General features: G+C 39.6%; 15 protein-coding genes. 11 read left to right on the top strand and 4 right to left on the bottom strand.

Annotated features, from left to right (window positions below):
- The first annotated feature begins 11 nt into the window (after positions 1 to 11).
- Positions 12 to 647, top strand: a complete 636-nt coding sequence (locus tag FAX86_RS04650; protein ID WP_144392173.1) for a dUTP diphosphatase — start codon at positions 12 to 14, stop codon at positions 645 to 647.
- A 22-nt stretch (positions 648 to 669) separates the two neighbouring features.
- On the top strand, positions 670 to 1,083 hold the full coding sequence (locus FAX86_RS04645) for a hypothetical protein (RefSeq protein ID WP_144392172.1): 414 nt from the start codon (positions 670 to 672) through the stop codon (positions 1,081 to 1,083).
- Positions 1,084 to 1,175: 92 nt separating this feature from the next.
- Here the strand turns inward: FAX86_RS04645 and FAX86_RS04640 are convergent, their stop codons facing one another.
- The gene (locus FAX86_RS04640) at positions 1,176 to 2,801 is read right to left on the bottom strand and encodes a methyl-accepting chemotaxis protein (protein ID WP_164503459.1); all 1,626 of its coding nucleotides are present in this window, start codon (positions 2,799 to 2,801) and stop codon (positions 1,176 to 1,178) included.
- A 134-nt stretch (positions 2,802 to 2,935) separates the two neighbouring features.
- Here FAX86_RS04640 and FAX86_RS04635 point away from each other — a divergent pair, with 134 nt between their 5' ends.
- From FAX86_RS04635 to FAX86_RS04620, 4 genes are all read left to right on the top strand, one after another.
- The gene (locus FAX86_RS04635) at positions 2,936 to 3,679 is read left to right on the top strand and encodes an SIR2 family NAD-dependent protein deacylase (RefSeq protein WP_144392170.1); all 744 of its coding nucleotides are present in this window, start codon (positions 2,936 to 2,938) and stop codon (positions 3,677 to 3,679) included.
- 135 nt (positions 3,680 to 3,814) lie between these two features.
- Positions 3,815 to 5,017, top strand: a complete 1,203-nt coding sequence (locus FAX86_RS04630) for an MFS transporter (RefSeq protein WP_164503458.1) — start codon at positions 3,815 to 3,817, stop codon at positions 5,015 to 5,017.
- A 74-nt stretch (positions 5,018 to 5,091) separates the two neighbouring features.
- Positions 5,092 to 6,042 carry a DUF4097 family beta strand repeat-containing protein gene (locus tag FAX86_RS04625; protein ID WP_144392168.1) on the top strand — a complete coding sequence of 317 codons (951 nt, stop codon included), beginning with the start codon at positions 5,092 to 5,094 and terminating at the stop codon, positions 6,040 to 6,042.
- A gap of 119 nt (positions 6,043 to 6,161) precedes the next feature.
- Positions 6,162 to 7,469: a PilT/PilU family type 4a pilus ATPase gene (locus tag FAX86_RS04620; protein ID WP_144392167.1), complete on the top strand. Its 1,308-nt coding sequence runs from the start codon at positions 6,162 to 6,164 to the stop codon at positions 7,467 to 7,469.
- An 81-nt stretch (positions 7,470 to 7,550) separates the two neighbouring features.
- Here FAX86_RS04620 and FAX86_RS04615 read toward each other — a convergent pair whose 3' ends face one another.
- From FAX86_RS04615 to metX, 3 genes are read right to left on the bottom strand one after another with little or no spacing between them, the layout of a single operon-like run.
- On the bottom strand, positions 7,551 to 8,315 hold the full coding sequence (locus FAX86_RS04615; RefSeq protein ID WP_144392166.1) for an amino acid kinase family protein: 765 nt from the start codon (positions 8,313 to 8,315) through the stop codon (positions 7,551 to 7,553).
- Between the two features lies 1 nt (position 8,316).
- Positions 8,317 to 9,510 (bottom strand): cystathionine gamma-synthase, encoded by a 1,194-nt coding sequence (gene metB, locus FAX86_RS04610; RefSeq protein WP_144392165.1) that lies wholly within the window; start codon positions 9,508 to 9,510, stop codon positions 8,317 to 8,319.
- Positions 9,464 to 10,537, bottom strand: coding sequence for a homoserine O-succinyltransferase MetX (metX, locus tag FAX86_RS04605; protein WP_144392164.1), 1,074 nt, complete (start codon positions 10,535 to 10,537; stop codon positions 9,464 to 9,466). The genes metB and metX overlap by 47 nt, the downstream gene beginning before the upstream one ends.
- A gap of 159 nt (positions 10,538 to 10,696) precedes the next feature.
- On the opposite strand from metX, the gene metJ reads away from it, so the two are divergent.
- The 5 genes from metJ (at position 10,697) to FAX86_RS04580 (ending at position 15,205) form a co-directional block, all read left to right on the top strand.
- Positions 10,697 to 10,978, top strand: coding sequence for a met regulon transcriptional regulator MetJ (gene metJ / locus FAX86_RS04600; RefSeq protein ID WP_144392163.1), 282 nt, complete (start codon positions 10,697 to 10,699; stop codon positions 10,976 to 10,978).
- Positions 10,979 to 11,350: 372 nt separating this feature from the next.
- Positions 11,351 to 11,575, top strand: coding sequence for a DUF6316 family protein (locus FAX86_RS04595; protein ID WP_144392162.1), 225 nt, complete (start codon positions 11,351 to 11,353; stop codon positions 11,573 to 11,575).
- 207 nt (positions 11,576 to 11,782) lie between these two features.
- Positions 11,783 to 13,906: a peptidase domain-containing ABC transporter gene (locus FAX86_RS04590; RefSeq protein ID WP_164503457.1), complete on the top strand. Its 2,124-nt coding sequence runs from the start codon at positions 11,783 to 11,785 to the stop codon at positions 13,904 to 13,906.
- Positions 13,903 to 14,487, top strand: a complete 585-nt coding sequence (locus FAX86_RS04585; RefSeq protein WP_144392161.1) for a beta-barrel domain-containing protein — start codon at positions 13,903 to 13,905, stop codon at positions 14,485 to 14,487. Before FAX86_RS04590 ends, FAX86_RS04585 begins: the two co-directional genes overlap by 4 nt.
- Before the next feature lie 19 nt (positions 14,488 to 14,506).
- Entirely contained in the window at positions 14,507 to 15,205 is a 699-nt protein-coding gene (locus tag FAX86_RS04580; RefSeq protein ID WP_144392160.1) for a hypothetical protein, read from the top strand.
- Positions 15,206 to 15,212: the final 7 nt, after the last annotated feature.

The raw sequence follows: 15,212 nt of genomic DNA, 5'->3' as shown, positions 1-15,212 counted from the left end.
CGGAAAAATAAATGGCTCAAAATACAGAATCTTTAATTACTCCATTAACTGTCATGCTGGAAATGCAAGATGCAATGAATAAGAAAGTGCATTCAGACTGGTTTGACAAAAATTTTGAATGGTATCGAGCGATTTGGATTGAATGCGGGGAAATGCTTGACCATTACGGTTGGAAATGGTGGAAGCACCAAGAGCCAGACTTAGATCAAGTAAAATTGGAGTTGGTTGATATATTTCATTTTGGGTTAAGTTGTCGTATTAATGGCGTGGACAATTTCGAAACTATTGCGCAACAATTAGCAACTGAAATGTCACAGGCAAAACAGGGCGGTAGCTTTCGTGATACATTAGAAATGTTGGCCGCTTCAGCATTAACAACACAGGGTTTTGATGCAGAAGCTTTTGCTGGCTGCATGTGGCAAATCGATATGTCATTTGATGAGCTTTATCGAAGTTACGTTGGAAAAAACACATTGAATTTTTTCCGCCAAGATCATGGTTACAAAGATGGTTCATACATTAAGGTTTGGAATGGAAAAGAAGACAATGAGCATTTAATAGAAGTTTTAAACGCATTAGATATAAGCGATTCTGATTTTCGAGACAAAGTCTATGATGGACTAGTGAGTCGTTATCCTCAACCGTAAACTTAGAGTAGTAGGGCAAACAGTGAAAGTTTTTTTTATTATAATAGGTGTTATTGCATTACTGGTTGTTTCTGTTATTGGAGCTGGCTGGTGGTGGTTGAGTAGTAATGAAGAAAAAATTAGGCAGCTGTCTGAAGAAGCGGCTTTGCACGCTACTCAAGTTGCTCAGTCAGGTGATAGTTTAGCTTGTGTTGATGCATCTAAACAGAGAATAATTAATTGCAAAGAGCTTGTTTGTCAGGTAACCGAGCGACTGTTTCTTGAAAGTTGTTTAGATATGGCAAATTATAATGCTTCTATGTGTGACTCAGTTAAAAATAAAGGCGGTACTGATTGGGCGTTAGAACAATGTCCTGAGTCGGCAGGTAGCCAGGTTTGTGCAGTGGTACTCAGCGCAGCTCCAGATTTTTGCTCCGATAAAGCGAAGCAAAATTAATTCGACTGATTTTATAGTTAAGTTGGTAGGGATTTAAAAAAGCCTTGAAGTTATTCAAGGCTTTTTTCTTTCAGATAAATATTAAAAGAAATTTAAACTTTAACTTTTTGGGTTATTAGTGTGAGTTCTTCTGCCATTTCAGCGAGTGATGAGGATAGTTCATTAAATTTTCGAACACTTTCGTGTATCTCGCTAGTAGACTCTGAAATTTCATTGACGTTTAGACTAATGTCTTCAGCAACGGTTGTTTGCTCTTCTGCGGCAGTGGCAATTTGTGTATTCTTCATGTGGATTTCGTTCACGGCTGAAGTTATTTCATCTAACGATGCGCCTGCTTGATTTGCTTGGTCGACACAGGTCGATGTCGATTCTCGACCTTGTTCCATTGCGGCAACCGCATCTTTCGCTCCGGTTTGAACATTCTCAATAATCTGTTGAATTTCTGCCGTTGATTCCTGAGTTCGTTGTGCTAAATTTCGAACTTCATCGGCGACAACGGCAAAGCCTCGACCTTGCTCTCCTGCTCGGGCGGCTTCTATTGCTGCATTTAGTGCGAGCAAGTTGGTTTGCTCTGCAATGCCACGAATTACATCCAACACAGTACCAACACTGTTGGTGTCTTCTTCTAGCTTTTGAATTACATTGGAAGCTTTAGAGACTTCGTCAGATAAAGCATTAATGGTTCTGATGGTCGTTTGCATTACATTACGGCCATTTTGTGCGGATGAATCAGCTTGAGAGGCTGATTCCGCTGCACCAATCGCATTCTGTGCAACTTCTTGAACAGTTGATGTCATCTGAGTAACTGCTGTGGCGGTTTGTTCAATGCGTGAAGACGTAGTTTGTGTTCCATGTGCGATTTCTGCAGAAGCTCGACTCACAGTGTCTGCATCTTTATTGAGGCGACTGGAAGTCGATTTCACCTGTCCCATGAGCTCTTGCAAAAACTCTTGCATGTTAGCCAGCTGCTTTTTCATTTGAGCCAGCTCGTCGGTACCACTTGCATTTATGTGCTCAGAAAAATCGCCTTCACCAAATCGACGTATGATGCTGAGTAATTCGCTAACGGGCTTGTTAAACTGAGAATTTAAAACGAAAAATAAAATGAGTAACAACACAGCTGTTAGTAACACTATAACGGTAATCGATATAAAACTGGTTGAGCCTGCAGATTCGTGTGCCTGTGCCGAATCTTCAGTAGCTTGCGCCGTGACTATTTTGCCAAACTCATTTAATAATTTGGCAGGTTCTCTATCAATGCCACGAACCGACTTATCTGCGAGTTTGTGGTCAAAATTGTTGTTAATAAATAACTCGTATCCATTTTTATATTGACTTTCTAATTCAGCATGAGATTCGATAAAATTTTTCAATATTGTTTGAGCGCCACCTGATTTTATAATGGGTAAGAGTTTTTTAGCTTTGTCCTGAATTTCATTTTGTTTGTCCAAAAACCGGTTCCAATATTTATTCCTGTCGTCGGTATCGTGTCCCCTTAAAAGAACATTTTTCCATTCTTGAACTTGGGTTTTGAATAGTGTTGCTATTTCTGCCGAAGTTCGCTTTTCATTAATGAGCGACTCGACAACATCGTCAAAATGATTAACACTGCCTTGCAAGCGAAACATCATTATCAGAGATGTAACTGCTATAGCAATGAGCGCCCCTGCGGCGATTATTAAAATCTTTGCTCGTAAACTGTTGCTAAAAAATCCCATTTCCATTGCCTCATTGTCACGCTTTAGGGCCGAAATTGTCGGTTTGTAAAGCGTTCTATCTTTTTTCAGTTGTTTTACAGGTTCAAATCTTGCAGTAAGATAAGTTTAGATAATGTAAGAGAAATTGCTAAGAAATGAACAACTCAGACATTCAAAATCTTTATGAGTGGTTGACGCAAGCCGAATGCATCACCGTAATGACCGGTGCTGGCGTGTCAGCAGAGAGTGGAATTTCAACATTTCGAGACGCTCAAGAGGGCTTGTGGTCTAAGTATGATCCAATGGAGATGGCGAGTCCTGAAGGGTTTTCCCGAGATCCTGAGTTAGTCTGGAGCTGGTATCAATGGCGCAGACAGCAGGTGCAACAAGCGAGTCCCAATGCTGCACATCTTGGTATTGCTGAGTTACAAAAGCGATTGAAGCTCTACCTTATTACGCAAAATGTCGATGGGTTACATCAGCAAGCGGGCAGTACGGAAGTGATTGAGCTGCATGGTCATTTATTTGAAAATCGCTGTCATAATTCGCAATGTGATTATCATGAGTCAGTCGTTGATATTGAAGAGCCCCTAAAACGGTGCAACCAATGTCAATCGGCTTACTTGCGGCCGTCTGTCGTCTGGTTTGGAGAAAGTCTTGATGCATCCGTTATTGATATGGCGCAAAAAGTGAGTCAACAATGTGATTTATTTCTTTCTGTGGGGACTTCGAGTGAAGTTTACCCTGCTGCAGGATTTGCTAATGTAGCCTTGCAAGCCGGAGCAAAGCTCATTGAAATCAATCCTAATGCAACATCTTTATCGAGCAAAGTGGACCTCCTTATAGCAAAGCCAGCGGGACAAGTTTTTAAACATCTCATGTCACTTTTTGATGACTAGGTATCTAAGTAATGATGTTGATCTTTTATTAATACACGTCAGCAGAGAACTCTCCTTGCTTAATCAATTGATCTGACTTAATTCCTCAATCCGTTATAATATTGCGCGATTTTCTTAGATTAAGTGTGGGTATTTGTGGGTTACGGAAAGTTTATATTCGAAAACTATCGCTTCTTGTTGTTTGGTTTTGTGCTCGTGTTTGTTGGAAATTATGGACAAACCTTTTTTATATCCGTCTTTGGTGGTGAGTGGCGAGATTCTTTTTCACTAAGCAACACGGAATACAGTGCTTATTACTCGATAGCTACGTTAATTAGTGGGTTCACGCTAATGTTAATTGGCGGTAAGTTAGATACCAGTTCTTTGAAAACCTTTACCTTGTGGGTGTTATTTGGAACTTTCATTGCAACAATGGTTCTTGCCTTTGCAGTTAACGAATATTGGCTGTTTGCTGGTTTTCTATTGATTCGATTTTGTGGTCAGGGGTTAACTGGACATACTTCATTTACAACAATGGCTCGATACTTTGATAAAAATCGAGGTAAGGCAATAAGTGTTGCATCTATGGGCATGCCGCTGGGTGAATTTATTTTGCCAATTTTGGCAGCTATCGCAATTGCGTATTTGGGGTGGCGCGAAGTATGGATGGGATTGGCGGTTGTTTTAATCGTTTTATTTTTACCCCTTTTACTTTGGACCTTGGGAGATGAGCGTGCAAAGCATCCGATAAGTCAGTCATCAACACCAGAAAGCGAAGCGGATAACATTAAACATTGGGAGCGGCGAGATGTTATTCGTGATGGCCGGTTTTGGTTAACCATTCCGGCTATTCTCGCTCCGGCTATGTTAATTACTGGATTGTTTTTTCATCAGGTGGCTTGGGCAGAAGGTCGAGGGTGGTCTTTATCTGCAATTGCATCCAGTATGACCTTGTATGCGATTACTCACGCGTTAGGTTCTTTGTTTACAGGCGCGTTGGTTGACCGCTGGGGCGCTAAAAGAGTGATGCGTGTGTATTTAATCCCGCTCACATTAGGCATCAGCTGCCTGATTTTTGATTCTCTTTTTGGGTGGATAGCGTTTATGTTTTTGTCTGGATTTTCAGTTGGTGCTAGTGGGCCAACGATTGGTTCTTTATGGCCAGAAGTTTACGGAACACGGCATTTAGGAAGTATTCGATCATTAGTTAGTGCCCTTATGGTTATTTCCACGGCAATTGCGCCCATCGTTTTGGGAGCTTTAATCGATTTTAAGATTGATATTGCTTTTATTATGGTAGGCTGTATGGCGTATTCGTTATTTGCCTGGTTGATTTGTCAGCGTGTTTACCAGAGTTAATCAAAGTTACTCATTTAAACCATTTAACAATATCGAGCGTCTTAGTTAGTAAGAGTTAAAACTGGGAGTTTAATGTGAATAATACAAAACTATTTCGACCTGTGATTGGTTTACTTCTCACGATTGCGGCCGGGTTTTCTGGTAGTGCTTTAGCGGATCGCACCATCAATAAGTCATTTGATGTTGAAGGAGCCGGTCATTTGGAAGTTAAGACGGACGTTGGCTCTATTCAAGTACGCACTCATAATCAGTCAAAGATTGAAGTGTCCGTAGAAATAGAAGGATTTGACGAAGATGAGTTCACTGTTGAGTTTGATGCTTCCAGTCGTGGGCTGGAAATAAAAGGTGAAGGTGATTCAGGCTGGGGCTGGGGCTCAGGCAGTCGTCGAGTACATTTCGATATTCGATTACCTCAGCAATACGATGTTGATCTCAACACATCGGGAGGCTCCATTCAAGTTGGCGATTTAATTGGCGAAGTGAGAGCCAAAACATCGGGCGGAAGTTTACGGTTTGGAAATATAGAAGGAAGCATTGATGGAAAAACATCGGGTGGTTCGGTTTCGGTAAACTCTTCTAAAGGAGATGTTAAAGTCAAAACCAGTGGTGGCTCACTTAATATCGGTGATGTTGTTGGTGATGTTTACGGTCGAACTTCGGGCGGTAGTATAACGTTGGGTGTTGTCTCCGGCACCGCCGATGTCGCCACTTCGGGTGGTAGCATTAAAATGGGAAACGTTGGCGGAACAGTATCTGCAAAAACATCGGGTGGTAGTGTTACTGTATCAATGACAGAACAACCCAAAGGTGATTCTGAGTTATCGACTTCAGGTGGTAGTATTCGAGTTGAACTGGCCAGCGGTATTGCGGTTGACTTATATGCTCGAGGGCGGAAAGTATATAGCGACTTTGAAATAAATGGTCGTTCTGAAGCAGAATATAAGTTGAAAGGACCCATTAATGGTGGTGGACCGCAGCTCGAGCTACATACGAGTTCTGGAAACGTTTACATCGAAAAACAATAGAATCAAAATTACCCCTCACGATAAAAGGCAGATCCTCGATATCTGCCTTTTTTTTATAACTTGCCAATTTATAACGCTGTTCTAAGCTTTAGGTACGTATTCCACGGCATTTTTCAATTATGGACTTTAAAGACTACCTTAAGATTTTGGCTTCTAAAGATGGGTCTGATTTGTATTTTAGTACGGGAGCTCCACCCTGTGCGAAATTTCAAGGTGTATTAAAACCGATCGAACGTGATCCTTTAACGCAAAAGCGAATAAAGGAAATTTCTTTGGAAATAATGAGTGAAGCACAGGCTAAAGAGTTTGATGAAACATTAGAAATGAATCTTGCTATTTCTGAAAAGGGTGTTGGACGATTTCGTGTAAATATATTTAAGCAGCGCAATGATATTGCAATGGTTATTCGTAATATAGTAACGGAAATTCCAAATTACAAAAATTTAGGTTTGCCTGAAGTTCTAACCAAAGTGATCATGGAAAAACGTGGTTTAATTTTGTTTGTTGGTGGTACCGGCTCGGGTAAATCCACATCGTTAGCTGCGCTTATCGACTATCGAAATAGTAATGCGAAAGAAGGCGGTCATATAATTACAATTGAAGATCCCGTAGAGTTTGTTCACCGTCATAAGCGTTGTATCGTTAATCAACGTGAGGTTGGTGTTGATACATTAAGTTTTCACGATGCATTAAAAAATACATTGAGACAAGCACCAGACGTCATACTTATCGGTGAAATCCGAGATCGAGAAACGATGGAGCACGCACTGGCATTTGCTGAAACAGGGCATCTCGCAATATCAACATTGCATGCAAACAATGCCAATCAGGCATTGGATAGAATCATAAACTTTTTCCCTGAAGAGCGTCACAAACAATTATTGAATGATTTATCATTAAATTTAAAAGCTTTTATCTCGCAAAGACTCGTGCCAACGGTAGATGGAAAACGATGTGCGGCAATAGAAATTCTTTTGGGAACACCAACCGTACAAGAAATGGTAAAGCGCGGAAATGTGCATGAAATAAAAGAAGTTATGGAGAAGTCCCTTAACTTGGGAATGCAAACTTTCGATCGGGCTCTGTATCGACTTTGGGACGATGGTAAAATATCGCTTGATGATGCAACAAAAAATGCTGACTCTCCAAATAATTTGAGGTTAATGATTAAGCTTGCTGGTAAGTCAGAAAATGGCTCTGAAGAGCCAGTTGTCAATGATAAGGTTGATGATGAACAACAAAGTTCGAGTGAGAAAAATGAGCAAGAAGAAATGAAAAAAGAAGAAGATAAAACAGTGAAAACAAGTGATGGATTAACATTGGCATTAGAAGAAATTGAAGAAGAAAAAGAGGAAGAGAAAGGCAATGCTAATGTGGGAAAAGCATCCTTTTCTATTGATGAGGGTGATCCGGAGTCAAAAAAATAACTATTCTTATTTCATTAAATAGCAATGCTATTCTTAAGAGCCAAGCTCAAGTTAAGTTAACAGGAAGTCTTTGTTTTTTAATCAATGTTTAAACTGAATCGTATTGTTTTTATTGGAAAAAATATCTTTAGAAACTAGCTGCTCATAGAAAGAAATTTTTTCAGCATCAACAATAGCGCTGAGAGTATTTAAGTTCTTTTCATTTTTACAGCACTCTAAACTAAGTGTTCGGCATTCACAGTCCCCTGCGATAGAACTTGTTACTATAGATAGTCTGTTTTGACGAGACTTTTGATGTTCGCAATAGTACTTTTTTGACTGAAGGATATCGACTGCATATTGACCATTGAGCTTCTGTAATTTTATAAAGCGGCGGCTATCTATCCAGCTAGCATCTACGCCATCGCTCTCTAAAATTGCAGTTAGTATCTTTGCTGACCATATTTCTCCGAAAGCAATGATTTCTTCTTGGTGTTGTTGAACTCGATTAATTTCAATTAAGTGTTTTATCCATAAGCAGTCTTGATCAAAGCTTTTAAGAACCTGGTTTTGGGAGTTTAGTGGTAGACAGCCTTTTATTATCGTTTTGTGATGAATGATAACTGAATCCAATTTATCCGTAGCGCTTTTTTCGTCATTGCATAATTGCATGAGTGATTTCTTAGTGTCGCCGGATGATGAAAGAACAACTAAGTCATTACTACTCAAATTATCTTTTATGAACTGAGCAACTTTTAAAAAGCAACCTGCGGACTCTATTGAAACACTGTCGATTTTAATAATCGACTTTGGGAGCGTTAATTGTCTAAAAGGTTGTTCGTAAACATTTTGATTCTGTAAAAGCATATTACACCGCCTGTTGGGTTATGCGACATTGATTAACGTATTGAAATGCTCTGTCGAGATCGCTAATGAGGTCTCCTGAATCTTCAATACCGAGGGAAACTCTAAGTAGATTGCTTTTTATTCCTGCCGTTTGACGTGCTTCCGGATCCATTGCAGCATGAGTCATCGACGCGGGATGGCAAATTAGCGATTCGACTCCGCCTAATGATTCTGCGAGTGAAAACTGATTGAGCGAACGGATAAAGTTTTTGATATCTAACTCATCTCCTGCCAACTCAAAGCTAATCATAATTCCAAAGCCTGACTGCTGATGCTTGGCAATTAAATGACCCGGATGTTGCTCAATTGAAGGGTGATAGACTTTATCGACTTGTGAATGCTGTAGTAGATATTCAAGCACATCTTTGGTGTTTATTTCATGTTGCTTCAGTCGAGCGCTGAGAGTTCGTAAACCACGCAAAGTTAAAAAACTATCAAACGGACTGGCAGTAATGCCCACGCAGTTTGCCCACCATTTTAATTGTTCAGCAAGCTCTTCCGTTTTTCCAATAACAGCGCCACCAACGACATCACTATGACCATTAATGTATTTGGTAGTTGAATGAACAACGATATCTGCACCGAGTTCAAATGGTTTTTGGTAGATTGGTGTCAAAAATGTATTATCGACAGCGACTAAGCAGTGATGCTGATGGGCAAGCGTACTGAGCTTTTGTATATCAACAATGCGAAGTAATGGGTTACTGGGTGTTTCAATCCACAAGAGTTTTGGGTTATGAGAAAAAGCATCCTGCAAAGCAATAGGATCATTCTGATCGACAAATAGAATTCGAAAATGACCTTTGTCAGCCAAATTACGAAATAATCGATAAGTTCCTCCGTAGCAGTCATGTGGAGCAATCACTAAATCACCTGCCTTAAGCAGTTGTGTTACTAATAGAACGGCAGACATTCCCGTAGAGGTGATGACTGCGCCAGAGCCTCCTTCGAGATCACTCAGTGCATCCGCTAATAGATCGCGTGTTGGATTTCCCGAGCGAGAGTAGTCGTACTGCCGGGGCTCTGCAAAATCACTAAATGTATAATTGCTCGATAAATACAAAGGCGGCGTAACCGCACCATATGCTTTGTCTGCTTCAATTCCTGCCTTAACCGCAACAGTCGATGCTGAGCAAGTTTCCTTGGTCGTTGTCATAGTCATCTCTCACTTCGTTAATTTTTAAAAAGCGTTTAATTATCCAGCTAATAGCCTCAACCTCTTTTAAAAAGGCATCGTGCCCATATTCAGAAGAAATACGAATAAAGTGGCCATTGGCATTTTCCGCTGTCTGTTTAACTGATTCGAACGGAATTAATTGATCGTTGGTAATTCCGACGCAGGTGATTGGAAGATTTATTTTGGTCGCATCAACGTTATGTAAATCGATAGACTGAGAAAGACAATAAAATGCTTCAGCACTAAATTGGCTCGCGAATTGATTGCCTCGGGATGACAGATAATTATCGATTTCTGATTGATACTGGCCATTGTTAATTTCAGTTGATGAATCAAATCGCTTGGCAAACTCTTCTGGAGAACGATAAGTGATCATCGCTAAAGCGCGGGCAAGAGCGAGTCCTGCTTGTGCTTGAGTAGTTGAATGAGTGAGTTCAACTATTTGCCGCTGAATACTACGTAGACCAGAGCTTTGAACACTGGTTTTCTCTGCGGCACTAATAATGAGTGCCTGGCTTACCAGTTCTGGAAATTCTTCGCATAAAGCGAGCGCCACCTTTCCTCCATAAGAACTTCCTATTACAGCATGGAGGCGATTAATTTTTAGAGAAATAATGAGGTAAGCCAAAGCACGAGCTTGATCACGAGTATCGATAACTGGAAATTGGTCATTTTTATTGTACGGGCCACTGGAATTACCGTTGCCACCCAAATAATCAAAACCCAGTACTGAATAATCATCTAAGTCTATAGCTTTACCGTCACCTATCTGAGAAGACCACCAGCCGCTGGCATATTCTCCAGTTTCGTGTGCGACATCTCTTCCTGCAGAAATGCCTCCCAAAACTAAGATGCAGGGATTTTTGATATTTCCGTAGAGGGTGTAAGCAATTTGCCCTTTAGGGATGATGTCTCCATGAACTAATTTCCAATCGTAAGGAAGTGCAATGCTACGACGTTGAACGCTTGCGTCCTGGGCAAGATTTGTTAGTGATCCTGATTCCATGTGAAAGTTCTTTTTAGACGTTTAGATGGCTAAATGCTAGTTTGGCGTTAAGTGGAAGTCAAGACGTTTAGATGTCTAGGGTATAATTTTTAGTTATCTCAATTGACAGATCCCACCAGCAGGGTAAGATCTCCGGCTAGAATAGAGCTGAGGTGATTTATGGTTGAAAAAGTGGATGAAGCAATGTGCCCTTACGCAGAGCACGGAAAGAAAAGCCAAGAAGTTAAAAAAATCACTGTATCCATACCGCTCAAAGTACTAAAAATTCTTACCGATGAGCGTACACGGCGTCAGGTTAATAACCTACGACATGCAACCAATAGTGAGTTGCTCTGTGAAGCCTTTTTGCATGCCTATACCGGCCAGCCTCTACCTTCTGATGAAGATCTTTCGAAAGCGAAGGCAGAAACGGAATACTGGTTAGAAAATCAGGAAGATTAAAATACCTGGGTACTGAAAAGTACCGACTGCTTAGTGCTGTTTGCTCTTAAACAGTCTTTTCAAGTTATTTATATTTTATGCCTCGATAACTCGAATTAGTAAATAATGAACCCTGTCTCAACGGATGAGTAATTCGATAAATAAGAGATTGATGCGCTGCACAATGAGCATGTTTTGTTTCCTAAGTTGATTGTTTGCTTGTTTATACAACCGTTTTAAACTTTTCCAGCATCCATAGATAGTTAGCGTGTTTTCCTTCGAAATTGTCTAGTTTACAACTTCAGAATTTGAGATTTTTTGTCATTCTCATTCGCTTTAGTCACTTTCCTCGTCTAATAAATTAAGTTCAGTGGAGAAAAAGAGAGAGCGATAATGGAACTGGTTGATTCGAAGCATAAAGATAATAAATACAGCCTTTTTTACCGCTCGAGCCGAGTATTTCGAGTGAAAAATGGATGGTATTTCGAAGACGCAAATGGTGATCCCTTTGGCCCTTTTGATTCGAAAGATAAAACGATGCAAGCGGTGCGAATTTATCGTGATGTCAAGCAACGTGGTGTCAGAGTGCCATTCGATCGAGTGACCAAGGTTCTTTAAAGACTGAGCTTGCGGTTTCGGTTCATTTGACCAATTTACTAGAGAATTAGTCATTACTGATTGTAAAAGCTACACCGACTTTAAGGATTGTTCACAATTCTTACCTGAATCTCGTACATAAGTCCTACTTGTTAAATATTTACCTCGAAAAGCGATAATGAGATCTGTAGTATCCGCGCCTCAAAGTTATTCAAGGAGACAGGAAGCGTGGATGCAAGAGTCGATAACGGGTTGTCGCCCGCATACAGTTTAGCGGTTATTTTTAAATATCTAGACATAAATGCTTCTATTGAATCTCTAGCGTTGGATCATGGATTTGAGCTTGAATCACTTGATGAGTTGGCTTTTTTAAAGCTTGCGAAAGAGGCCGGATTAAAAGCCGCTAAAAAGCGAGTGGATGTTGAAAAGCTAGAAAATACCTTATTGCCCTGTGTTTCGATATTAGATTCCGGCGAATACATTGTACTTGTTCGAATCACCGAAACCGATGTTATTTTTCAGAAATGCGGTGCTTCATCAACCGAATCAATGAGCAAAGCTGACTTTTCAGAGAGCTATTCTGGTTTCTCCGTATTTTTTAAACGCAAGCTGTCTTTGGACAGTTTAAAGAAGTCATTCGACATTTCTTGGTTCATTCCCTCTTTACTAAAATACAAAAAACTGCTTATCCAAGTATTAGTTGCCTCTTTCGTTATTCAATTGTTGGCGTTAGTTTCACCGCTTTTCTTTCAGGTTGTTATTGATAAAGTATTAGTGCATCAAAGTTTAACGACACTCGACGTATTATGCATTGGTCTGTTAATTGTGTCGTTGTTTGAAGTTGTACTGACTGGCCTAAGAACCTATGTCTTTTCACACACCACAAATCGCGTTGATGTTGAGCTGGGTTCTAAATTATTTAGTCATCTGGTCAAATTACCGATTAGCTTTTTTGAGTCTCGGCAAGTCGGTAATATTGTTGCGCGTGTGAAAGAGCTCGATAGCATTCGTAATTTCATTACGGGAACTTCACTGACATTGGTCATCGATATTCTATTTAGTGTTGTATTCTTTGCCATTATGTATTACTACAGCACAACACTTTTTGCAGTGGTAGCTCTGTTGATGCCATTGTATATAATTCTCTCTGTAGTTATTACGCCTATTTTAAAGCGCCGGCTAGATGACCAATTTAAATACGGTGCTGCAAATCAAGCATTTCTAACCGAAAGTGTACATGGAATTGAAACTATAAAGGCTCTTGCTTTAGAGCCAAAAGTAAAACGCCGATGGGAAGAACAGTTAGCCCATTACGTTACCTCAAATTTTAAAACTGCAAATTTAAGTAATATCGCAAATCAAATCGCGGGCTTTATTAATAAGTTAACAACCGTATTAATTCTTTGGATAGGTGCTCGTTTAGTTATCGAGCAAGAGATTAGCATGGGCCAGCTCATTGCGTTTAATATGTTTGCAGGTCGTGTTTCTGGTCCGATCTTACGATTGGTTCAAGTTTGGCAAGATTTTCAACAAGCTCGTGTTTCAGTAGAACGACTTGGTGATATTCTAAATACACCTACGGAGCCTACTCTAAATTCCAGTCAATCTGCCGGAATTAATTTAAAGGGCGATATAGACTTTAAAAACATTAGCTTTAAATATGCGGCAGATATGCCACGTGTCTTAGAAGATGTCAGTATAAAAATTAAGTCAGGATCGGTAGTTGGTGTCGTGGGACGCTCGGGTTCTGGCAAAAGCACATTGACGAAATTGATTCAAAAACTTTATTTACCTGAAAAAGGAAAGGTTACCATTGATGGAACAGACCTTTCGTTAATTGATCCAGCATACTTGCGACGTAAAATTGGAGTTGTTCTTCAAGAGAACTTTTTATTCAACAAAACGGTTAAAGAAAACATTGCGTTTGGTGATCCTACGGCTTCTATGGAGCGAATCATTCAAGCTGCCAAAATGGCTGGTGCGCACGAGTTTATTGTTGGAATGGCCAATGGCTATGATGCCATGGTTGGTGAACATGGAAGAAATTTATCTGGGGGACAAAGGCAACGTCTTGCTATTGCACGAGCGTTGTTAACTAACCCAGATATTCTAATTTTTGACGAGGCAACGAGTGCTCTCGATTATGAATCAGAAAGAATTATTCAGGAAAATCTAAAGGACATCTGTCAAGGCCGAACCGTTATTATGATTGCTCACCGTTTATCAACTATTCGAAATGCAGACACAATTTATGTGCTCGAGCAAGGAAAGTTGATTGAGCAAGGTAATCATGACGATCTTATTGAGAAAAATGGCTATTACGCGAAACTGAATGGATATCAATCATCATGAAGAAAATAGCAATTGCAGATAGCACTGGCGGTATCAAAGAAACGGAACTTTATGAGTTTTTACCCGCTGTTCTTGAAGTAACTGAAACACCACCTAATAAAGTCGCACAGTGGATTACATGGAGTATTATTATACTATTCCTCTCCGCTATCGCTTGGGCGTGCTTAAGTAAAGTTGATATTGTCGTGACCGGTCGCGGTGTATTAGAGGTTGTTACTGATAACAAAGGTAACCAAAGCTTGCAAGCTACGGTTCAGTTTGAAAATAAAGACATTGGATTACTGGAGAGAAATATGCCAGTTGCTTTAAAAGTCGATGCGTACCGGTTTTCAAAGTATGGCATGTTAGACGGAAAACTAGGCGAGCTTCAATTAGATGAAGCGAGTAAGAAAACTGGCACTTTTATTTTTAAAAGCCAGGTAGATAACATTGAAAACAATATTGAAATCGATGGAAAACCAGCAAGTTTGATGTCCGGTATGACATTGATTTCAGAAGTTAAAGTCGGTGAACGAAGAGTAATAGATTTTATTTTATCACCGATCAAGAAAACAATTAAAGAAAGTAGTCGGGAAATATAATAAAGGCAAGGGGGAAGATATGATTGGTTTGATGGTTTTATTTATATATTTTGTAATTGTCTTAATGGCTTGGGGGATATCATCTGCTTGCTTTGACGAGAAGAGTAAAAGGTATGCATTAAAAAGAGGGGGGGTTACCTTGGTTGTCGCTATTTTTCCTCTTTATATCTACATTCCTAAGAAAATATATCATGACAATAAGTGCTCAGAAGTTTTCTACTTTCATCCTGATACTAGGCTTGAAAGACCTAGCTCAATATTCGTAAATGGATTATTTCCATTCGATAATGATACATATTTCGATTCAGATGTTGCAAAAAGATATGTAGAAAACTATAAAATAGATTTTCTTATAACATCGCCTTCTCACGATTTTTCTATTGATAAATATAAGAGTGGTGGAATGGAGTTTAAGATAAATGGGCTTAGTAAAGAGTCATATTCTCGGTCATGGTTTAATAAAATTATATCTAATACTGGATATGCTTTAGTGTCTAGAAGTACGCAGTTTTTTGGTTTTGTTGAAGAAGAAGTTTATATTTTTGATTTAAAAGAAGGCAAAAAACTTTCTGGTTATTCACTTTTTTATCCTGTTAATAAAGGAAGTGATTCTTTGGAATCTATTTTGTCTTTTGGTTTTAAAAGCTGCAATGCAATCAACTCAAAAAGTAGAGTGGTAAGCCATCAGAGAGAGTTGATTAAAGATACATTTAAGTAAGGAAATT

It is taken from the genome of Pleionea sediminis, assembly GCF_007570825.1.
GTDB classification, from domain to species: domain Bacteria; phylum Pseudomonadota; class Gammaproteobacteria; order Enterobacterales; family Kangiellaceae; genus Pleionea; species Pleionea sediminis.
The sequence above is the reverse complement of the archived record's forward strand: the minus strand, read 5'-3'. Positions and strand labels throughout refer to the sequence as shown.

Excerpts from the sequence above, each read along its gene's own strand:
- FAX86_RS04650 (WP_144392173.1), top strand. The coding sequence starts at position 12 with ATGGCTCAAAATACAGAATCTTTAATTACTCCATTAACTGTCATGCTG.
- FAX86_RS04640 (WP_164503459.1), bottom strand. The coding sequence starts at position 2,801 with ATGGGATTTTTTAGCAACAGTTTACGAGCAAAGATTTTAATAATCGCC.
- FAX86_RS04635 (WP_144392170.1), top strand. The coding sequence starts at position 2,936 with ATGAACAACTCAGACATTCAAAATCTTTATGAGTGGTTGACGCAAGCC.
- FAX86_RS04620 (WP_144392167.1), top strand. The coding sequence starts at position 6,162 with ATGGACTTTAAAGACTACCTTAAGATTTTGGCTTCTAAAGATGGGTCT.
- FAX86_RS04615 (WP_144392166.1), bottom strand. The coding sequence starts at position 8,315 with ATGCTTTTACAGAATCAAAATGTTTACGAACAACCTTTTAGACAATTA.
- metB (WP_144392165.1), bottom strand. The coding sequence starts at position 9,510 with ATGACAACGACCAAGGAAACTTGCTCAGCATCGACTGTTGCGGTTAAG.
- metX (WP_144392164.1), bottom strand. The coding sequence starts at position 10,537 with ATGGAATCAGGATCACTAACAAATCTTGCCCAGGACGCAAGCGTTCAA.
- metJ (WP_144392163.1), top strand. The coding sequence starts at position 10,697 with ATGGTTGAAAAAGTGGATGAAGCAATGTGCCCTTACGCAGAGCACGGA.
- FAX86_RS04595 (WP_144392162.1), top strand. The coding sequence starts at position 11,351 with ATGGAACTGGTTGATTCGAAGCATAAAGATAATAAATACAGCCTTTTT.
- FAX86_RS04585 (WP_144392161.1), top strand. The coding sequence starts at position 13,903 with ATGAAGAAAATAGCAATTGCAGATAGCACTGGCGGTATCAAAGAAACG.
- FAX86_RS04580 (WP_144392160.1), top strand. The coding sequence starts at position 14,507 with ATGATTGGTTTGATGGTTTTATTTATATATTTTGTAATTGTCTTAATG.